Origin of the sequence: Massilibacteroides vaginae, assembly GCF_900178525.1 — a bacterium.
GTDB classification, from domain to species: Bacteria; Bacteroidota; Bacteroidia; order Bacteroidales; family Tannerellaceae; genus Massilibacteroides; species Massilibacteroides vaginae.
In genome coordinates this window covers 60,380-82,163 of sequence record NZ_FXDJ01000009.1, presented here as the reverse complement: position 1 = coordinate 82,163, position 21,784 = coordinate 60,380, and the positions used below count along the sequence as shown (strand labels likewise).

General features: G+C 36.7%; 21 protein-coding genes. 20 read left to right on the top strand and 1 reads right to left on the bottom strand.

The genetic code is table 11. The annotated features are described in order from the left end of the window. Positions 1 to 2 precede the first annotated feature (2 nt). The gene (locus B9Y81_RS15440; protein ID WP_262494105.1) at positions 3 to 116 is read left to right on the top strand and encodes a hypothetical protein; all 114 of its coding nucleotides are present in this window, start codon (positions 3 to 5) and stop codon (positions 114 to 116) included. 4 nt (positions 117 to 120) lie between these two features. Here B9Y81_RS15440 and B9Y81_RS08800 read toward each other — a convergent pair whose 3' ends face one another. Continuing rightward, complete coding sequence (locus B9Y81_RS08800; protein ID WP_085536653.1) at positions 121 to 423, bottom strand: Arm DNA-binding domain-containing protein; 303 nt, start codon at positions 421 to 423, stop codon at positions 121 to 123. An 875-nt stretch (positions 424 to 1,298) separates the two neighbouring features. On the opposite strand from B9Y81_RS08800, the gene B9Y81_RS08795 reads away from it, so the two are divergent. The 19 genes from B9Y81_RS08795 (at position 1,299) to B9Y81_RS08705 (ending at position 21,780) form a co-directional block, all read left to right on the top strand. Further along, complete coding sequence (locus tag B9Y81_RS08795) at positions 1,299 to 1,841, top strand: dihydrofolate reductase family protein (protein WP_085536652.1); 543 nt, start codon at positions 1,299 to 1,301, stop codon at positions 1,839 to 1,841. 45 nt (positions 1,842 to 1,886) lie between these two features. Next, positions 1,887 to 2,381: an RNA polymerase sigma factor gene (locus tag B9Y81_RS08790; protein WP_085536651.1), complete on the top strand. Its 495-nt coding sequence runs from the start codon at positions 1,887 to 1,889 to the stop codon at positions 2,379 to 2,381. A gap of 2 nt (positions 2,382 to 2,383) precedes the next feature. Beyond that, positions 2,384 to 3,160, top strand: coding sequence for a FecR family protein (locus B9Y81_RS08785; RefSeq protein WP_085536650.1), 777 nt, complete (start codon positions 2,384 to 2,386; stop codon positions 3,158 to 3,160). Then, positions 3,157 to 5,586 (top strand): TonB-dependent receptor, encoded by a 2,430-nt coding sequence (locus B9Y81_RS08780; protein ID WP_085536649.1) that lies wholly within the window; start codon positions 3,157 to 3,159, stop codon positions 5,584 to 5,586. The genes B9Y81_RS08785 and B9Y81_RS08780 overlap by 4 nt, the downstream gene beginning before the upstream one ends. Positions 5,587 to 5,714: 128 nt before the next feature. Further along, entirely contained in the window at positions 5,715 to 6,233 is a 519-nt protein-coding gene (locus B9Y81_RS08775; RefSeq protein ID WP_245832426.1) for a helix-turn-helix domain-containing protein, read from the top strand. A gap of 141 nt (positions 6,234 to 6,374) precedes the next feature. Beyond that, complete coding sequence (locus B9Y81_RS08770; RefSeq protein ID WP_085536647.1) at positions 6,375 to 6,767, top strand: HYC_CC_PP family protein; 393 nt, start codon at positions 6,375 to 6,377, stop codon at positions 6,765 to 6,767. Between the two features lie 103 nt (positions 6,768 to 6,870). Then, a complete protein-coding gene (locus B9Y81_RS08765) occupies positions 6,871 to 7,452 on the top strand; it encodes a DUF3347 domain-containing protein (protein ID WP_085536646.1) in 582 nt (193 codons plus the stop codon). Positions 7,453 to 7,457: 5 nt separating this feature from the next. Further along, entirely contained in the window at positions 7,458 to 11,318 is a 3,861-nt protein-coding gene (locus B9Y81_RS08760; RefSeq protein ID WP_085536645.1) for an efflux RND transporter permease subunit, read from the top strand. Then, entirely contained in the window at positions 11,293 to 12,747 is a 1,455-nt protein-coding gene (locus B9Y81_RS08755; RefSeq protein WP_085536644.1) for a TolC family protein, read from the top strand. Before B9Y81_RS08760 ends, B9Y81_RS08755 begins: the two co-directional genes overlap by 26 nt. A 2-nt stretch (positions 12,748 to 12,749) precedes the next feature. Next, the gene (locus B9Y81_RS08750) at positions 12,750 to 14,333 is read left to right on the top strand and encodes an efflux RND transporter periplasmic adaptor subunit (RefSeq protein ID WP_085536643.1); all 1,584 of its coding nucleotides are present in this window, start codon (positions 12,750 to 12,752) and stop codon (positions 14,331 to 14,333) included. Between the two features lie 3 nt (positions 14,334 to 14,336). Then, a complete protein-coding gene (locus B9Y81_RS08745; RefSeq protein ID WP_085536642.1) occupies positions 14,337 to 16,832 on the top strand; it encodes a heavy metal translocating P-type ATPase in 2,496 nt (831 codons plus the stop codon). A 22-nt stretch (positions 16,833 to 16,854) separates the two neighbouring features. Further along, positions 16,855 to 17,226, top strand: a complete 372-nt coding sequence (locus B9Y81_RS08740; RefSeq protein WP_085536641.1) for a heavy-metal-associated domain-containing protein — start codon at positions 16,855 to 16,857, stop codon at positions 17,224 to 17,226. Between the two features lie 96 nt (positions 17,227 to 17,322). Beyond that, positions 17,323 to 17,682: a hypothetical protein gene (locus B9Y81_RS08735; protein ID WP_085536640.1), complete on the top strand. Its 360-nt coding sequence runs from the start codon at positions 17,323 to 17,325 to the stop codon at positions 17,680 to 17,682. A gap of 231 nt (positions 17,683 to 17,913) precedes the next feature. Beyond that, positions 17,914 to 18,333, top strand: coding sequence for a hypothetical protein (locus B9Y81_RS08730; RefSeq protein WP_139822907.1), 420 nt, complete (start codon positions 17,914 to 17,916; stop codon positions 18,331 to 18,333). 94 nt (positions 18,334 to 18,427) lie between these two features. After that, positions 18,428 to 18,850: a Fur family transcriptional regulator gene (locus B9Y81_RS08725; protein ID WP_085536638.1), complete on the top strand. Its 423-nt coding sequence runs from the start codon at positions 18,428 to 18,430 to the stop codon at positions 18,848 to 18,850. A gap of 44 nt (positions 18,851 to 18,894) precedes the next feature. Continuing rightward, complete coding sequence (locus B9Y81_RS08720) at positions 18,895 to 19,332, top strand: DUF6769 family protein (RefSeq protein ID WP_085536637.1); 438 nt, start codon at positions 18,895 to 18,897, stop codon at positions 19,330 to 19,332. A gap of 117 nt (positions 19,333 to 19,449) precedes the next feature. Beyond that, positions 19,450 to 20,217: a phosphatase PAP2 family protein gene (locus tag B9Y81_RS08715; RefSeq protein ID WP_085536636.1), complete on the top strand. Its 768-nt coding sequence runs from the start codon at positions 19,450 to 19,452 to the stop codon at positions 20,215 to 20,217. 12 nt (positions 20,218 to 20,229) lie between these two features. Continuing rightward, a complete protein-coding gene (locus tag B9Y81_RS15160) occupies positions 20,230 to 20,493 on the top strand; it encodes a hypothetical protein (RefSeq protein WP_095996268.1) in 264 nt (87 codons plus the stop codon). Between the two features lie 57 nt (positions 20,494 to 20,550). Next, complete coding sequence (locus tag B9Y81_RS08705) at positions 20,551 to 21,780, top strand: efflux RND transporter periplasmic adaptor subunit (RefSeq protein WP_085536635.1); 1,230 nt, start codon at positions 20,551 to 20,553, stop codon at positions 21,778 to 21,780. The last annotated feature ends 4 nt before the right edge of the window (positions 21,781 to 21,784 follow it).

Genomic DNA, 21,784 nt, shown 5'->3' with positions numbered 1-21,784 from the left:
TAATATATACAGATAAACCCGAATACGAAGGTAAATATCCTATCTACCTTCGTATTCGGGTTGGAAATAAAGAAACGAAGATTCCCGTTGGCTTGGATGTAAAAAAAGAGCTTTGAGATTCTAAAAAAAGAGAGCCGAAAAATAAAGCATTGCTAATCCTTTTAAATCGGAAAGTAATAGAGTTAGAGCATTAAATAAGGCAGACTTAGTTTTATCAATAATGGAATTGATTTCAACGACTTCACTTGTGCGGCCAACAGCTCGCCCTGCCTGAACATCCCAAATCGAGGGATTGACATCTTTTTTAATTCCGAATCTAGCCTCTTCTTTGTCGATCGTTATACGACAAAATATTGGCATATTTCCATTCGCTTTTTTCTTGTCTCTTTTTAGGAAAAAGAGGATTCTAAATGTACTTCGCATAACTCAAATTTTAATGTTACAAACATAGTTTAACTAATTAAATTTGAGTATTATGTGACGCAGCCAAATCCAGACAACACACTGCCTATTTTGGACAATTCGTACCCCTTTTTCGGAAAACTAAAAAGGGGTACGATTTAGAGCGCAAAGTGCGTCCCTTTTTGTCTTTTTTTTGTCTTTCAGACCAGACTGAATTGCAAGAAAAAACCCTACAAGTCATTGAACTTGTAGGGTTTGTCTTTGTTTTGGCTTCTTTTGTCTTAGCCTTTCCGCGGAGAGAGGGGATTATGAACCTAACGCTCCAATGACCTAAATATCATTTGTTTAGCACTTACTCAAAAAGTACTGGGACGAATTAGTCCCAAAAGTATTTCACTTCATTTGACGTAGTTGGCGCTAACCAAACTGCATCCATTTCAGGTTCAAAGTTACACATTCTTTTTGAATATCAAAGTACATTGATTATTAATATCTTAATGTTTGTGCAAGGTGCAAGCTTATCTATATATAGATACTTGCACCTTGCACAAAATTAAATAAACGCTTTTAACTTGTCAGGATAAATGTAGCACATCCAAATAATAAAACAAGAAACAATTCGTATCTTTGCCACGTTAAATAAAAATAAAAATAACAGATAATATCTGTTAGATATTATAACATAACGTTCGCTGAAGTCTCACTTCGAAAACTGGTAATTTTAGGACAAACGAGACGAAAAGTGCAATGTTCATGCTATACGAAAGTATGGCGTGGGCTTGCCTGTTTCGTTTGTCGGGTATACCAGTACCTCGAAGTGGAGCAGTGTGAGTTCCACGCTTCTTTTTTGTGGGATAGTGAACGTTTCGGAATAAGTAACGTTTAAATGAGAAAACATGAAAAAGATTAAGTTGTACATAGCATCTTCACTTGATGGATACATTGCCCACTCAGATGGAGCCTTAGATTGGTTGTCCGATTTCTTAAAGCCTTCAAAAAACAGACATGGTTATGATGAATTGATGGATGCGATTGATACAATTATCATGGGCAGCAAAACTTACCATGAAATAATTGAATCAAATTTTGATTGGCCTTATAAAACGAAAACTACTTATGTAATCTCTCATCGTAATACAAATTTGAACGAGAACGATAATGTGAATTTCATTACAGAGAATATTACAGAGAATATAGAAAAGCTCAAAAGAGAAAGTAAAAGTGATATTTGGTTAGTTGGCGGTGGGCAACTTATAACATTATTACTGAATCATGACCTTATTGACGAAATGCAGATTTGCTATGTTCCTGCAATTCTTGGAGAAGGCGTTCCCTTGTTTCCTAATAAACCAAAGGAATCAAAATGGGAAATAGTTAAAACCCAAATTTACGATTCGGGAATGATGAAAGTTGATTATAATAAAGATAAATTATCATAGGGTATTTTATCACTCAATTGGTATAATAGTAAAATAAGTTTTGGCGTGTTAGATACAAATGATTTTAAAATCATATTTGATAAGTATTTTGATTCAATCCGCAGATATATTTATTATCGCTGTGGAGATATGAGTATGGCTTCAGATATAGCTCAAGATGTTTTCACTAAGGTTTGGGAAAAAAGCGATGATTTAGAGTTGACTAACATTAAAAGTTTGCTTTATAAAATGGCTCACGACATGTTTATTAACTGCTACCATAGAGAATCCAAACATATCGAATTTGAACAGACCATGAGATTGAAAGTAAGCTTTGAAGAGTCTCCCGAAGAACAGATTCAATATCAGGAATTGACAACAAATTACTCTGATGCGTTGAATGATATGCCTGAATTGCAACGTACCATATTTCTGATGAGCAGAAACGAGGGTTTGAAGTATAGTGAAATTGCCAAAACTTTATGTATAAGTGTTAAGACCGTTGAAAAATGGATGTCTGTAGCATTAAAGCAATTGAGAGATAAACTATTAGTTGATTAAATATGAAAATAGATGATATACAAATAGACCCACAGTGGGATAAATCAAGTGAGGATATTTGGCTTGAAAAGTTTTCCACATTAAAAAAAGGAAAAAAGAAAGGGCGTAAATTAAAATTGTTCTCGTATTATTCTGCTGCATCAGTAATACTTTTTGCAGTTCTTACTTCATTCGCTTATTTTTATTCTACGAATGAAATTTCAGATAGAGGAGTGCATAAAACAGTCATTTTACCAGACGGATCAAAGGTAGAAATGAATGCAGAAAGTAAACTTGCATATAAACCATTGTGGTGGTACATCTCACGAGATATTGAATTGTCAGGAGAAGCTTATTTTGAAGTTGAAAAAGGAAGTCGGTTCAGTGTTTATTCCAATAATAATAGTGTTCATGTATTAGGAACAAGTTTCAATATATTCTCTCGTACCGATAAATATAACGTAACTTGTCTTGCCGGAAAAGTTGAAGTAATTTCAAATCAAGAGAAAACGATCCTTACGCCTAATATGGAGGCGGTTCTTAATAAAGGTAAATTGAATGTATCTCAAATATCCAAGTCGGAACAGGTAATAGGTTGGAGAGAGAATAAATTCTGTTTCATAGGAGTACCTTTGCCTGATGTAATTGAAGAAATTGAAAGACAGTATGATATTCATGTAACAACAACTTCAAAATTAAACTATCTTTACTCAGGAAATTTCTCAAAAGAAAAAGATGCACAAGAAATTTTGGATATAATCGGAGAGCCATTTGGTATAACATTCAATATAAAAAAGTGAAAAAGGGGCTTCTTTTAATAGCTATACTATTTACATCCGTTACCGCAACTTTTTCACAAGGGTTGCGGTTAGTTGTATCTGAAAAGCCACTAAATACAGTTCTGAACTCATTGAATGTAGAAATCTCGTTCGATGATGAGGCATTATCAAAATATATTATTTCTGTTTCAAAAACTTTTAATACACCTGAAGAAGCTATAAGTTATTTAATAAAGGACAAACCTCTGACGATGCGAAAAAGAGGTAATGTCTATGTTATTACTTATTCGCCCAAAGCAGAAATCGAGAATACACACACACCAGTCATACCTAAAAAATATACTATCTCTGGAGTCTTATATGATATGGTGTCAGGAGAGCCTTTACCTTATGCGTATATTCAAACAATTAAGGGGACGGTAATCACCAACGAATCAGGGTATTTCTCAATTATCCAAGAAACAAATCAACCCACACGGATTCAAACACAATATATGGGATTTGAACCGCTTGATACTACATTGATAGTAGGTAACCATAAACTTAGTTTATCAGCTAAGGTATTTACAATGCAAGAAGTTGTTGTCCAACCTTCATCAACAGCCATGTTGATGCAATCGGGAAAGACTTCGGGCGAGATGAGAATAAATCATCAAATAGCACGATATATGCCCGGAAGTGCTGATAATTCAGTTTTCACCCTCTTGCGTATGCTGCCCGGAGTGCGTGCTTCGGGAGAACCATCGGAAGATCTTTTTGTTTGGGGAAGTAATTGGGGAGAAAGCCGTTTAACCTATGATGGTTTTACCATTTTCGGGATGAAAAGTTTCAACGACCAGATAGGTTCCGTTAACCCTTATTTGGCAAAAGATATTCGTTTGCAAAAAGGAGGATATGATGCTTCATCGGGTAATCGTATCGGAGCAATAGCCGAAATAACAGGAAATGAAGGCGATTTTTCTAAACCATCAGTAAAGTTAAATGTCAGTAACTATACAGCGAATATTTACACTTCGATTCCAATAAAGAAAACCTCTGCCCTGTCGGTAGCCTATCGTCAAACATTTTACAACCTCTATAATAATGAAGATGTAAACGGTTCAAATGGAAATCATGGTACACAAACTCAATCGGGAACATATATTAAGCCCAATTACGATTTTCGTGATTTGAACCTCAAATATGCAGGAAAAGCATTCGGTAATGACCGCTACCACCTTAGCTTGTATGGAGCGGACGACCATTTCAAGTTTTATGTAAAACAGCAGGAGTATGAGGTAAATGCTACCGAAAAAAACAGGCAATATGGTGCATCAACAGGATATAATAGGATATGGAATAGTGGTAGTAACAGTAAGCTCCTAATTTCATATTCAAAACTCGATGCTACCGTAGATAATGTTACTGGTATTACCAATAACCAAGCAACGCCTCTGGATGTGTTTAATATCAAAAACTCAATACAAGAAATCTCAGCAAAACTGGAACATAATTTCAATTTAGGCGAAAGGCAAAAAATACAAATAGGTGGACAATGGCAAAACTATACAAGTGAATTTAACGATAGGCAAACACAAATAAATAACCCTTCATTATACATTACAGATAATATATTGCTGGGGAAATTATCACTAAAGGCAGGATTGAGAGCCGATTTAGTACCTGACAAAAAAATACACATTCAGCCGCGATTATCAGCAAGCTATTCACTTACCGACGAACTGACAGCTACGGCTTCCTTCGGATTGTACAATCAATTTCTAACACGCATTCCCTATCAATATCGTCAAGGAAGCTATCAGATGATTTGGAACTTGTCGGATAGTACATATCTCTCATCGACACACTATTTAGCCGGGCTTGCATACAGTAAAAACGGCTGGCTTTTTAGTACCGAAGGTTATGTAAAGAAAAATCGAAATCAATTATATTTTATCGACAATGTTGTTTCTTCATTTGACAATACAGTTTGGGGTGTCGATGTATATGCTAAAAAAGAATGGAACAGACTTACTGCTTTTGGCTCATACTCTTTTATCAATTCAGCCAATCCGCAAGAATATACAGCGCATGAAGTAAAGTTAGGAGCGATATATACATTAAAATCGTTCCACTTTTCCGCAACTTATGTCTATGGTTCCGGATTCCCTTACTTGTCCACAAGCGGGCATGGGCATGGGCAAGGTGATGAAGAGCAGCAGCATGGAAATGGGCATCAACATTCGGATACTTCTAATGAACCTCCGTATAACCGTTTGGATTTATCTCTTACATACAAGTTGCAGTTAAAAAAAATAAGGATTCAGACAGGTGCTTCTGTTCTTAATGTTTTCAATACAAATAACGTTAAATACAGCTACCGTTTGTCTAATCAAAATAGTGCCTATAATGTTTATACAAAAGCAACACCCCTTACTCCAGTATTATTTTTTGAAATTATTTTCTGATTTTGGCGTGAAAATTATTTTCTAACAGATTTAAAACTATTATCTGATGTAAATTAGTAATAACTTTGCTATAAAAAATTTCAATGTATAAATTGTTTGTGAAAAATATGGTTTGCAATCGTTGCATAATGGTTGTAAATAAAGAGTTAGAAAAGTTAGGATTTTCTCCAACTTCTGTAAAATTAGGAGTTGTGGAGTTTGCTGATGAATTGGACTTCATTAGTTTAGAAAAAATTGATTTGGCACTTCAAAAATTAGGCTTTGCTTTGGTTATTGATAAAAAAAGTCAAACAACTCAGCAAATAAAGGCTATAATTATTGATTTAATTTATAACAAGAATTGTATTCTCAAAACAAATTTGTCGGATTATCTGCAAGAAAAACTTCATTTTGAATACAATTATTTGAGCAATATTTTTTCAGAAGTTGAAACTACAACAATTGAGAAGTACTTCATTGCTCAAAAAATAGAAAAAGTAAAAGAATTATTGGAATATGGAGAATTGACCTTGAGTGAGATTGCAGACCAACTAAATTATTCAAGTGTTGCACATTTAAGTAGTCAGTTTAAAAAAATTACAAACATTTCTCCGAGTCAGTTCAAAGAGATACAACCCAATAGCCGTAAGGCTTTAGATGAAATCTAAAAAGCATGATTTTAATCTAAAAACGACGAAGTTGTAAAATATATAAAATAAACGAGAAATAGTATAAAGCATATCCGGAAATATTTCCGACATTTGCAGGATAATTGTCTGAAATATATTTACTGGACATTTTGACTTAAAATGAAAAGAATAGCATTCATATCACTGATTTTGTTGACACTGCTTATAGCTGTGCAACCAGTGCTCTATTTTCATTATTGCCAAGGCGAATTAAGTTCAATCGCTATTCAAACTCCTCAGGATACAAAGTGCTGTGGTGAATTGCCTGCCGAAGGCATACACAAAGCAGGATGTTGCAATGATAATACTGTTGTTCTATCTACAGATAATTATCAAGCACAACAAGTTCATTCCAATTTCAGTATAATAAGTGCGTTTGTTATTGTACAACAACACTTGCTTATTACTTCCGATCACAGTGCGGATTTAAAGGATGAGGGATTCATCCCTGTTGGAACTCTGTTCAGAAAAGTCTTGGACAGGCTTGCCTTTATTTGCGTATATCGAATTTGATTTATTAATTATACCTCGATTTAACTCTTTGAATTAACATTAAGTTGATTCATGTGAGTTCTATTTCTATTGTATAATTTGTAACATATTAAAATTCGATAAAATGAAAAATATTATAATTATAACAGGTATAGTCCTGTTCTCTACTCTATTCAGCGCAAAATCATTTGCTCAATCTTCTCATTCCGAGCACAAAGAAAATTCATCGTCATGCTGTTCTAATAACCAAAAACATAAGGAAGCATCATGTCCTAAAGATGGAGATCATTCAGCCCATAAGCAAGGTAATCTAACAGAACACAATCATGCGGATCATACTAAATCAGCCCTTTTTGTTGAATATTTCAAACTCAAAGATGCTTTTGTCCGTTCCGACTTTGAGTCTGTAAAATCAGAAGCAAAAGCAATTGAAAAAACTGCAAATAATGATAAAATCAAACAATTGTCGAAAGAGATTTACTCTGCAAAGAACATTGATACTGCTCGAGTTGTTTTATCTGAGATAAGCGAGGAGTATATTCTTTTAGCAAAAGAATCTAAAGCTGGTATATATATTGCACACTGTTCAATGGCTCTAAACAACAAAGGAGCCAATTGGTTAAGTCTTGAAAAAGAAATTAAGAACCCTTATTTTGGAAATAAAATGCTTACATGCGGAAACGTTGTAGGAAAAACTAACGAATAAGAATCATGTTAAAGAAAATAGTAGATTATTTTTTAGACAACCGATTAGTTGCAATATTATTGCTGGTCATAATAATTGTTTGGGGCATTTCAACTGCCCCATTCAGTTGGCATGGCGGGATTATACCAAGTAATCCGGTTGCAGTTGACGCTATTCCCGATATTGGGGATAATCAACAAATTGTTGCCACCGAATGGATGGGGCGTTCACCAAAGGATATACAAGATCAAATAACTTATCCATTGACTACCTCATTATTAGGCATCCCAGGGGTAAAAACAATCCGAAGCAGTTCCATGTTCGGCATGTCATTTATTTATATCATTTTTGACGATGACATTGAATTTTACTGGAGTCGGTCAAGGATACTGGAAAAATTAAATTCTCTGCCATCTGGAACTTTACCGGAAGGAGTACAACCAAGTTTAGGGCCGGACGCTACAGCTTTAGGTCAAATTTACTGGTATACTCTTGAAGGTCGAAATCCCGAAACAGGTAAACCTGCCGGAGGATGGGATCCCGATGAGCTTCGAACTATACAAGATTTCTATGTAAAGTACTCTCTTGCGGGAGCTAAGGGCGTTTCGGAAGTGGCCTCGGTTGGAGGTTTTGTCAAAGAGTACCAAGTAGAAATAGATCCTAATGCTATGCGCTCATTCAATGTGTCTACAATGGATATAATGAATGCCGTACAAAAGAGCAACCTTGACATTGGAGCCGAAACTGTAGAAATAAACAAAGTAGAATATCTTATACGTGGTCTTGGGTATATTAAAAATGTGTCTGATCTTGAAGAAGCGGTAGTCACTGTTCGGAATGGAGTTCCTGTAAAGATAAAAGATGTCGCTTTTGTAACACTCGGGCCGGCACCGCGCAGAGGCGGTTTGGATAAAGAAGGTGTGGAAGCAGTCGGAGGCGTTGTTGTAGCACGTTATGGTTCAAATCCATTAGAAGTAATCAATAACGTTAAGGAAAAGATAAAAGAGATGGAAGCCGGATTACCTCAAAAGACTCTTGAGGATGGTACAGTTTCTAAAGTAACCGTTGTTCCGTTTTATGACCGTACAGGTATCATTAAAGAGACAATAGGAACGCTTGAAAGCTCCTTAATGGAAGAAATACTTATTTGTATTATTGTAATCATAGTATTGGTTCTCAACCTTCGAGCCTCAGTCATCATTGCCAGTTTACTGCCGATAGCTGTATTAGCCACATTTATCCTGATGAAATATACAGGCATAAGTGCAAATATTGTTGCACTATCAGGTATTGCAATTGCAATCGGGGTAATGGTTGATGTGGGGACAGTCTTTGTCGAAAACATTATCCGGCATATGGAAATGCCTGAAAATAAAGATGCCAAGAAAGGGAAGCCATTACTTCAACTAATCAAAAAGGCTATTGGGGAAGTGTCAGGAGCATTAACTGTTGCTATGATGACTACTATTGTGAGCTTCTTACCCGTTTTTGCAATGGAAGCACAGGAAGGTAAATTGTTTGCTCCTTTAGCTTATACAAAAACCTTTACTCTCGGTTTTTCATTTGTATTGGGATTGATAATACTTCCAACGCTTGCTTATTTCGTTTTTTCGTTCAAAATTAATTCTGCCAAAATCAGAAAAGTACTGAATTATATTCTGATTGCTGCCGGTTTAGTCTTTTTAATTGTTTATGGTAATATACTTGCGATAGGCTTAATCGCTCTTGGAGCAAACAATTTATTTGCACATAAGTGGAAAAATAAAAATCTAAGCAACTATATCAATATTGGCATTGCACTGGTTATCGTTACATATATTTTGGCTCAATCGTGGCTACCTTTAGGCCCCGAAAAAGGAATGTTTGTCAATATCGTATTTGTATCATTGGCCATAGCTGTGGTAATGGGGTTAATGTGGACGATTGTAGTTTTTTACGAAAAAATTCTACGATGGTGTTTGGCAAACAGATTCAAATTTATGATGTTGCCAATAACTGTGGTAGTTTTTGGATTAGTTATTTGGATTGGATTTAACCGAGTTTTTGGCTTTGTAGCTACAGGCTTTGAATCTGTAGGTTGGAAAGAATTTAGAAAAACAGCATTTTGGGAAGCAGCAAGCGAAAAATTTCCGGGCATTGGTCAGGAGTTTATGCCCAGTCTAAATGAAGGCTCGTTTTTATTGATGCCTACAAGTATGCCACATACAGGGATTGAGCAAAATTTAGAGTTCATTGAGCTATTAGATAAACGTTTAGCTAAAATTCCAGAAGTGGAAACAGCAGTCGGTAAGTGGGGGCGAGTTAACTCTGCCTTAGACCCTGCTCCCATACAAATGTTTGAAAATACGATTAACTATAGACCTGAATACGCTCTTAATGAGGACGGGCAGAGGCAAAGGTTTAAGACAAACTCAAAAGGAGAATACTTGCTGATAAGCGGAAATACCTATAATCCAAAAGACGGATTTAGATTAATACCTGTCGATAGTTTGGTTAAAGATAAAAGAGGTGATTATTACAGGCAATGGAGGCCTAATATAAGGAATACGGATGATATATGGCAGGAAATTGTGAATGTAACTCACATGCCGGGACTAACCTCGGCACCTAAGTTGCAACCAATTGAAGCTCGCCTTGTAATGCTTTCAACAGGAATGAGAGCACCAATGGGAGTAAAAGTTTACGGCCCGGATTTGGAGTCGATTGAGGAAGGAGGAAAAGCCATAGAGCAAGTGCTTAAAGGAGTACCATCCGTAGTCAGCTCTTCCGTTTTTTACGACAGAGCAGTAGGTGCCCCTTATCTTGAAATTAAGCTCAATAGAAGAAATATGGCAAGATACGGCGTTAATGTCGGTGATTTACAAGAGATATTATCTGCGGCTGTAGGAGGAATGAGTCTAACAACAACAGTTGAAGGCAGAGAGCGTTTCCCTGTACGTTTACGTTATGCAAGGGAATTGAGAGACAGTCCGGAAGAATTAGGCAAGTTGCTTGTTCCAACTGCTACGGGTGCTCAGGTACCGCTTAATGACCTTGCCGACATAATTTACACCAAGGGCGCACAAATGATTCAAAGCGAGAATACGTTTTTAGTGGGCTATGTGATATTTGACAAATTACAGGGCAAGGCAGAAGTTGATGTGGTAAAGGAAGCTGATAAAATTCTTTCGGAGAAAATAGCTTCAGGCGAATTAAAACTACCGGAAGCAGTAAACTATAAGTTTGCAGGTAACTATGAGCAGCAAGAACGTGCAACAAATCGTTTAATGATAATTGTTCCTTTGGTGCTAATGATGGTACTCTTAGTTCTTTACTTTCAGTTCAGAACAGTTACCGCATCACTTATCCACTTTTCAGGAGTTTTTGTTGCATTTTCGGGAGGATTTATTTTTTTATGGCTATACGGTCAGGATTGGTTTATGAACTTTGCAGTGGCAGGAACCAATATGCGGGATTTATTCCAAATGCACCCCATAAATCTAAGTGTTGCCGTATGGGTCGGATTTATTGCTCTGTTTGGCGTTGCAACGGATGACGGAGTGTTGATGGGAACATATATACATGATACATTTATTGAAAGAGACCCAAAAACCAAGGAGGCTATCAGAGAAGCTGTGGTATTCGCAGGACTCAAAAGGGTACGTCCCGCAGCTATGACAACAGCTGCATCATTGATAGCCTTATTACCTGTTCTAACGGCTCAAGGCAAGGGAGCAGAGATAATGGTTCCGATGGCAATTCCTACCTTCGGAGGTATGCTTATTCAATCCATGACCATGTTTGTGGTTCCGGTATTTCAGTGCTGGTGGAGGGAATCGGCAATTAAGAGAGAAAAGAAAAAAGAAATCACAGAAAATAATAATGATTATGCTTCGGATAATATTTAATAAATATATTTTAGTGCTTGCATTAATAGTTAGTGCAAATACCATCCATGCTCAGGAAGCTGATTCATTGCAGCACTATTTGAGGATTGCAGCGTATAACAATCATTTGTTGAAATCAGAATTTGCCGTATATGAGGCTTCGCTTCAAAAAATACCTCAAGCCGGTGCATTTGCAGATCCACAATTGGAAATAGGTTTTTTTCTACAACCGATGGATATTATTGATGGTAAACAAGTAGCCGATTTTAAGTTGATGCAAATGTTTCCTTGGTTTGGTACACGAAAAGCTGCAAGAACGGAGGCTCAACATATGTCAAAAATGGCATACGAGAAGTTTAGAGAAACTCGAGATAATCTATATTTCGAAATTTATAATCAATGGTTTGTTTTATGTAATCTTAAACAACGTTTGGTAAATACGCAAGCTAATAAAGATATCTTGACACATCTCGAAGAGTTGGCTTTACGCAGATTCTCAAGTTCAAATACAGGAGCATCATCAAAAGCTGCTTCTACTCCTTCTGCTTCAACCACACCTGTTGCCGCAAACTCATCAGGAGGAATGGGTGGAATGGGCATGGGAGGCGGACAAGCTGCTCAGACTACCACTGCGAGTATGTCTGCTGGTGGTGGCGGCATGGGGGGAGCCTCCTCTGGCATGTCCGATGTATTAAGAATACAGTTGGAAATCGCTGAGTTAGATAATAATATCAAAAGCATCAATTCTGAAATGATAGCAGCTAAAGCTAAGTTTAATTCTCTTCTAAGTCGACCTGCTAATGAAAGTGTTGTTATACCAGATAGATTTGAAAAACTACCATTTGTTTATGATAATGAAGAAAGTACATTAGAAAACATTATGGATAATAATCCGATGCTGAAAATGATTACAGAAGAATCGTTAGCATACAAAGCAAAAGGCGAAATGGATAAGAAGATGAGCTATCCGATGTTTGGTGTTGGTATTAACTATACCATGATTAATAAAAGAATGGATGATGGTATGGGACTTCCCATCACACATATGAATGGGAAAGACATGATAATGCCTATGGTATCGGTAACCCTACCAATATTCAGAAAAAAATACAACGCACAACAAAAGGAAAGTATGCTGTATTGGCAATCAAGTCAGGAAAAGTACGCTAACACACAGAAGGAGTTGGAAGCTCAGTATTACACTGTTAAACATCAAATCAACGATGCAGATAGAAAAATTGAGCTTTATATTAAGCAAACGGAACTTGCTCAAACAACTTATAACATCATTATACAGGAATTTATTTCAGGTAAAAGCGATTTGACAAATGTTATGCAAGTTCAACGACAGCTTCTTGATTATCAATTGAAACAATCGGAAGCAATTGCTGAGTATAATACTATGATTGCATCATTACAAAGATTAATATCAAATACAGAAAAAGAATAATTATGGAAAAGATCAAAAATATATTCAAAAGCAAATATTTAAGATATGCTTTAGTGCTTTTGATAGGACTGTTCGTTGGGTGGCTCATTTTTGGAGGCTCATCAAGTGGACATGATGAAAGCGAACATAAAGAAGTTGTAGAGAACCAAGTTTGGACATGCTCGATGCACCCACAGATAAAACAAGACAAACCCGGTAAATGTCCTATTTGTGCAATGGATTTAATTCCGTTAAGAACAGGCGGTTCAAGTGATATAGCTGATGATGGAGCAATAGAACTATCAGAGGAAGCTGCGGCACTTGCTAATGTTCAAACTTCTGTAGTGAGCCGAGAAAGGCCGATTAAAGAAGTGTCTTTGTACGGAACAATCCAGCCTGATGAACGAAGTCTTCAATCACAAACGGCACATGTCGGAGGGCGTATTGAAAAATTGTATGTTGACTTTACAGGAGAAAGTGTAAGACAGGGTGCAACCATTGCAACCATTTACTCTCCCGACCTGCTAAATGCTCAACAAGAATTGTTGGAGGCAGTTAAACTGAAAGAAACTCAGCCGAGATTAGTTGAAGCTGCAAAAGAAAAGTTAAGGTTGTGGAAATTAACAGATGAGCAGATTTCTAAAATCGAAACATCGGGTAATGTATCGCCGAATATTGATATTAAGGCAAATACAAGCGGTATTGTTATTTCGAAGAAAGTTAGTCAGGGAGATTATATTACAGCCGGAAGTGTATTATTTGACATCGCAAATTTATCAAGAGTGTGGGCAATGTTCGATGCTTATGAAGTAGACCTGCCATTTCTTAAGGTTGGCGACAAGCTCGAATTTACCCTACAGGCTATTCCGGGCAAAAAGTTTTCTGGCAACATATCCTTTATTGACCCTATTATAGATAAAACTACACGTACGGCAAAAGTCAGAGTAGAAACATCAAATCCCGGGATGGAATTGAAGCCCGAAATGTATGCAAGCGCGATAGTAAATGCTCCGCTAAAACAATTGAAGAATGAAATTGTGATTCCAAAAACAGCTATACTTTGGACAGGGAAACGCTCAATTGTTTACGTTAAACAGGCGAATAGCAATTCCCCTATTTTCAAACTGCGTGAAATTGAACTCGGGCCGTCACTGGGCGATTCGTATGTCGTATTAGACGGTTTAACAGAAGGTGAAAGAATAGTTACAAACGGAGTATTCTCTATTGATGCAAGCGCACAACTTGAAGGCAAAAAAAGTATGATGAACAATGAAGTATCACAACCAATGACTGGGCATGAAGGACATGACATGTCAGGTGGAACTTCAAGCAAGAGTAGTGCTAAGACAGAACACGCTGCGATAAATGTAAACGGCAGTTGTGAAATGTGTAAGGAACGAATTGAAACAGCAGCAAAGGCAATTGCCGGAGTTACCACTGCAACTTGGGATCAAAATGCTAAACAGTTACATGTTAATTTTGAATCATCGAAAACATCAATAGACGCTATCAGTAAGGCTATGGCTAAAGTTGGTCACGACACCGATAAATACAAAGCAGACCAAGCAACTTACAACGCCTTACCTGATTGCTGCAAATACCGATAGGTTATGACACATAAATATAAAATCGGCAACATGACATGTAACGGTTGCCTAAGTAAAGTAGAAAAAGCATTGAATAGCTTAGAGGGTGTTAAGGCCGTTGTAACCTTAACCCCTCCTGAGGCTATCATTACGATGGACAAGCATATCCCTACTCAAACATTTCAAAAAGCATTATCCGAAATTGGCAGTTACACAATTGAGGAAATCAAAGGAAATGAACATAAAAATCATTCGGGTTGCTGTGGCTCGGCAAGTATTAAATCGTCGAAGGTCGATAGAGATAAAGGAATATATTACTGTCCTATGTATTGCGAAGGGGATAAAACTTACGATAAGTTTGGAAGTTGTCCTGTTTGCGGTATGGATTTGATAAAGCAGCCTGTAATTACAGTAAGTGAGTACACATGCCCGATGCACCCGGAAATTATTAAACCTGAACCGGGAAGCTGTCCTATTTGTGGTATGGATTTAGTTCCCGTACAGGCACAAGACAATGACTCTGGATACCAAGATTTATTGAAAAAGTTTAAAGTAGCCTTACTTTTTACCATCCCTGTATTTGTATTGGCAATGCTTGAAATGATACCCGGAAATCCTGTTTCAAAAATAATTTCACCTGCTATTTCAAGTAAATTACAGTTTGCACTTTCAATTCCTGTTGTATTCTACGCAACTTGGATGTTTTTTCAGAGGGCATGGACTTCAATCAGAACAATGAATCTAAACATGTTTACTCTGATAGGTATAGGTACGGGAGCAGCATTTATATATAGCATAGTAGCGTTATTATTTCCGTCCATATTTCCCGAACAATTTAGAGGGCATAACGGGCAGGTATTTCTATATTTCGAAGCGGTAACGGTTATACTTACCTTAGTTTTATTGGGGCAACTTTTAGAAGCTAAAGCGCATAGCAGAACAAACACTGCATTGAGAGAACTTTTAAAATTGGCTCCAACCGAATCGACATTGGTAATTAATGGAGAGGATAGATCAATACCAATCAGTGAAATAAAAAAAGGTGATGTTTTACGTGTAAAACCCGGGGATAAAATCCCTGTTGACGGATATGTATTGGAAGGCACAGGCAGTATTGATGAGTCAATGATTTCCGGCGAACCAATACCTGTGGATAAAATAAAAGGGGATACAGTTACTTCCGGCACAATAAACGGCACAAGTTCATTTACAATGATAGCAGAAAAGGTAGGAAGCGAAACTATTCTATCTCAGATTATAACAATGGTTGAGAATGCAAGTCGTTCAAAAGCACCTATCCAAAAGTTAGCGGATAGAATCTCTCGAGTATTCGTTCCTGTTGTTATCGCTGTTGCTTTACTCACTTTTGCCGTGTGGATAATTTGGGGGCCGGTTCCGGCATATGTATTTGCATTTAGTAATGCACTTGCTGTACTGATAATTGCTTGTCCTTGTGCTTTAGGACTTGCAACACCCATGTCTGTAATGGTCGGTATAGGCAAAGGTGCTCAAAACGGAGTTCTGATTAAAGATGCCGCAGCATTGGAGAGATTTGATAAAGTAAACGTTCTCATCGTAGATAAAACAGGTACAATAACAGAAGGTAAGCCTACTGTAGGTAAAGTAAAACCATTTGGAAGCTACACTGAGGAGGATGTGGCATACTATAGTGCTTCAATTAATCAATATAGTGAACATCCGTTGGCAAAAGCTGTTGTTGAATATGGAAAATCAGTTAAGTCAAAAACAGATAGTATCTCTAATTTTGAGGCTGTTTCGGGCAAAGGCGTTATCGGATATATTGCAAATAACAAATTGGCATTAGGGAATAAGCAGTTGATGGAACAAATCAATGTTCAAATTCCTGAGTCTGTAGAAAGAGAGGTCAAGCATGAACAGGGTATGGGTAAAACCGTATCATATCTTGCGGTTAATACTGAAATAGCAGGCTATATCTGTATAACCGATGCCATTAAGAAAACAAGCTCGAATGCAATACAAATGCTTTTAAAACAAAATGTTCAAGTTATCATGTTAACCGGAGATAATGAACTCACGGCAAAAGCGGTTGCGGACGAATTAGGTTTAACTGATTATAAAGCTCAATGTTTGCCCGGAGATAAATTGGATGAAATACACCGGTTACAAAAAGAGGGCAAGGTGGTCGCTATGGCCGGAGACGGTATAAACGATGCACCGGCTCTGGCTCAGTCTGACATTGGCATAGCGATGGGTACCGGAACAGATGTAGCGATAGAAAGTGCTTCAATAACGTTGCTGAAAGGAGATTTACAAGGGATTGTAAAAGCTAAAAAGTTAAGTCATGCAACCATGAAAAACATAAAGCAGAATTTGTTTTTTGCATTTATTTACAACGTATTGGGTATTCCGATTGCTGCCGGTATTTTGTATCCGCTTTTTGGAATACTACTATCTCCTATGATTGCGGCCATTGCGATGAGTTTAAGTTCAGTTTGCGTTATATTAAACGCATTAAGATTAAAAAATATCAATTTATAACAACAAATTAAAGAAGTTTATTATGAAAAATTTATTAATTATCATTGCCGCTGTAGCATTATTGACAGCTTGTGGATCAGGTGGTTCTAAAAAGAATGCTAACCAACAAAAAGCAGCAACAACAACAGAGCAAGTCCATCAACATTTTGTAGTTAATGGGTCATGCGATATGTGTAAGGATAGAATTGAAAAGACGGCTAAATCAATTGATGGAGTTTCATCGGCTCAGTGGGATGCAGAAACGCAACAAATACACGTTAATTTTGATGGAAGCAAAACATCTGTTGATGCTATAAGTAAGGCTTTAGCGAAAGTGGGGCATGATACAGAAAAACACAAAGCGGATCAAGCAACTTATGATGCTCTTCCCGGATGCTGCAAGTACCGTAAATAGATTTTGAAATTATTTTCTGATTTACCATAGGGTAAAATTATTACTAATTGGTATATAGATAGAATTTCAATTTAAATAATTAAAAATAAGAGAAACATGAAAAAAGTATTTTATTCATTAGCCATTTTAGCGTTTGTAGTTGCATTTGCCTCATGCAGTAAGGATGATGATCATAACTTAGGAAATACAGAACAAAATTTGGAACTACGTGCTTCATCTCTTGGCTTTTCGGATGCTAACGCTTACAAAGCAAGTGTAGCAGAGCAACATGCTGCCGGGAACCATGAAAATTGCGATATTCTGAATGATGGCACACACCAAGCATGTGGTTATGCAGAGCATTCGGGAACTAAGCATGATGGAACTCATCACAACGGAACCGACCACGGAACGCACGATGCGAACGGGCACTCTCATGGTTCTCATGGTCAGAATCATAACGGAGGGCATAATTAATAATTCTATTACTTGCTCAAAAGCAAGAATAGAAAAACAACAGTAATAAATTAAATCATGAAAGTAATCTTTTATTTATTTTTCGCATCAGCTTTATTATTCACATCATGTAGTAAAGACAACGATATTCAAGGTCTTGAAAGTTCAGATAATGGTGTAGCAACCCGTGCTTCAAATCTTGGATATTCGGATGTTAAATCATACACATCAAGCGTTTTATCCCAATGTACTTTGGGTAATCATGAGAATTGTGAAATCCTTGCAGATGGTACGCATCAAGCATGTCCTTTCCCTGACCATGATGGTGTTACACATGACGGGAAGCATATTAACGGATCTGCTAAAGGAGGTCATTCTCACTATAACGGAGAAACTCATGATGCAGCAACCTGTAATGATGCTACACATAATCACGGCGGAAACAGCAATGGAGGAACTCATGATGCTACAACCTGCATAGATAAGAATCATGATCATGGAACAACTAATGGAGGGACACATGATGTAGCAACCTGTAATGATGCTACACATAATCATGGTGAAGCCAACAACGGAAATACTCATGATGCGGCAACCTGCACAGATAAGAGCCATAATCATGGAACAACTAACAATAGCAACAACCATAATGATGGAGGGCATCATAAATAAAAACTTGAAGTACGTTTTCAAGAAGAATATGTCAAAAGTATAGAAACTATACTTTTGGCATATTCGTTGTAAATGTTTAGTAATTAAATTATACATGAAAGAATCAATAGAAAAATTACTTGAAAATCGGGATATTAAACCGACCTCTGGTCGTATTCTGATTTTTAAATCGATGAAAGAATTTGATAGTGCGTTCAGCCTTGGAGATTTAGAGAGCAAGCTCACTAGTGTTGATAAATCAACAATTTCACGAGCCATTCATCTTTTTAATAATAATGGACTGATTCACAGTTTTGACGATGGATCGGGGGCTATCAAATACTCGATTTGTAAAGATGATTGTAATTGCGAAGTGAGTGATTCTCATGTGCATTTTTACTGTAACTATTGCAAGAAAGCATTCTGTTTAGAAAATATTCTTATGCCTAAATTTGAATTGCCTCAAGGCATGGAAATGGAAGGCATAAACCTTGTAATTAAAGGCTATTGCGGAGATTGTGACAAGTTTGCAACTTAGTTGCAAACATTTTTACGTACATTTGCGTTATTAATAAAATATTAGTGAAAAAAGCAGTTTCCATATCATTTATTGCATTATCAACATTAGTTTTGATGTTGGTTGCAATTGTGCCTCATCATCATCATGAAGGGACTGCTTGTATTGTTACAGAATACTGTGAACAAGATGATGCCATAAACGATGAACATACCCATCATGGCAATATTCCAAAAGGCGATGACCAATCTTGTGTTGCCGAAGTTGATTATATTGCTTCTTCATTGAACAATGGAATAAAATACAAAGTGGCAAAATCAGAAAGCCACGATGATAATTCATATTCGTTTTTATTTCCCGTATATTTTCTTGTTTCGGATTTTATCCTAAATCCGGAATACTTATCGTCTAAATCGGATTACGGGGAATTTATTTCTTTCTACAAATCAGCAGAAGCGAACCTATTTAATGGTTTGCGTGCCCCGCCTTACTTACTTTCTTAATTTATAAACCTATTCACATTAAATAGGTTATTTGTATATCCGATTGAATCGGATGTATAGGGAATGGTACATATTACAACCTTATTTTTTGTATAATATATGTCATTAAGAAAGAAAATGGTAAGTTTACTAATACTATGTTCTTCCATATTTTCATCGTATGCGGCTAATGCCGACAATGATGATATAATAAAAATAGAAGCTGATAGTATTTCTGATAAATCATCCAAGTTTCCATATAAACAACTGATTATTCCGGCAACTTTAATGGCTTATGGAGCTGTTGAGACAACACTTGCACCGAATAAAAAGTTATTAAACTATGCCATAGGTCATGAGGTAATAACTCACCAACCTGAAAAGTTTCAGATTGACGATATTACTCAATATGTTCCTGCTGCAAGTGTATATGCTTTGAATTTAGCTGGTATAAAAGGTAAAAACAACTTTAAAGACCGAACAATTATTTTAGGATTGTCGGCATTGTTCACAGCTGCATCAGTAAATAGCATAAAATACACAGCAAAAGTAGAAAGACCCGACAAATCGGCAAACAATTCATTCCCTTCGGGGCATACGGCTGTCGCTTTCATGGGTGCTGAATTTTTATGGCAAGAATATAAAGACGTTTCTATATGGTATGGCATCGCAGGATATACCATTGCTGCCGGAACAGGGATATTCAGAATATATAATAACAAACATTGGGTAGGTGATGTAGCTTTTGGTGCAGGTCTTGGAATACTAAGCACAAAAGTTGCTTATTGGATATACCCATACATTGAACAAAAAATTTCAAAGAATAATCGCGATAAGAAAAACATGTCTCTTCTTCCATTTTATAATGGACAACAGGGCGGTCTTTCCTTTTCAATTCAAATTTAATATATCAAAAAAATGAAAAAATATATAATTGGTTTATTTATTATAGCAGCAATGCTGCTTACAGGATGTGATTCAACAACTAAAAAGGGCAATCAATCATCAAAAGAAAACAAAGAGCAAATTAAAAACGATGACCATGAAGGTCACGATCACAGCAAAGATAAAGACAATAAACATGACAATCATGAAGGGCATGATCATAGCAAAGATGATGACCAAAAACACGATAATCATGAGGGTCACGACCATAGTAAAGACGACAAACACAAACATTAAACAATTGATAATAGGAAGAGAATTTCTTTATTCAATTAAATTAAAAATATCAAGTAAATGAAAACGTACATCATTAGTTTATTTATAATAGCAGCAATGCTGCTTACCGGATGTAATTCGGAAAAAAAGCAAGATAATTCATCAAAAGACCCCCATGAACATGTTGAAGGAGATGGACACGACCATTCAAATGAAGATGAACATGACCATTCTGAAAATGACGGACATGATCATGAGGGTGAAAAGTTAAAAGAAGAAGGCGAGCATGCGGATGAAATCGTTTTTACCAAAGAACAAGCGAAAGCTGTCGGACTGACCATCGAAACAGTTGCAGCAGGAGCCTTTAATCAAGTAATAAAAACAAGTGGACAGATACAAGCGTCTCAGGGAGATGAAGCTACAATCGTGGCAACATCAAACGGTATCGTATCATTTGCAAATCCTTCAATAACAGAAGGGGCGGCAGTACGAGCAGGTGAAGCGATTGTAAATGTTTCTGCAAAGAACATACAGGATGGTGATCCGGCTGTAAAAGCAAAAATTGTGTACGAAACAGCTCAAAAAGAATATCAGCGAGCCGAAGGACTTGTAAAAGACCAGATAATTTCTGCTAAGGAATTTGAGCAAGTGCGTTTGCGTTATGAGACAGCTAAAACAACTTATGAAGCACAAGCATCAAATTTATCGGCAAGCGGAGTACGCGTAACTTCGCCAATAGGCGGATTTATTAAAGCCAGATTGGTTAGTCAGGGTGAATATGTTTCGGTTGGTCAACCTATCGTTACTGTTTCTCAAAACAGACGTTTACAACTAAGAGCCGAAGTAACAGAAAACTATTACAAAAGTTTGAAAAGTATTAGTAGTGCGAACTTCAAACCATCGTATGACAATACGGTTTATAAGCTATCGGATCTGAACGGTCGTTTACTGTCTTTCGGAAAAGCATCAGGTGTATCCTCTTTCATACCTGTTACGTTTGAATTTGATAATGTAGGCGATATTATACCCGGTTCTTTTACCGAAGTATTCCTACTTTCAACTCCACAGAGCAATGTGATTTCAGTACCCGTATCATCCATTACCGAAGAGCAGGGGGTATTCTTTGTTTATATACAGCTGGATGAAGAGGGTTATAAAAAACAAGAAGTTACATTAGGTCAAAACAACGGAGACAGATTACAAATCCTTTCGGGATTAAAGGTCGGAGACAAAGTTGTCACCAAAGGTGTATATCAGGTTAAGCTGGCAGCCATTTCCTCAGTAATGCCTGAAGGTCACAATCATTAATCTT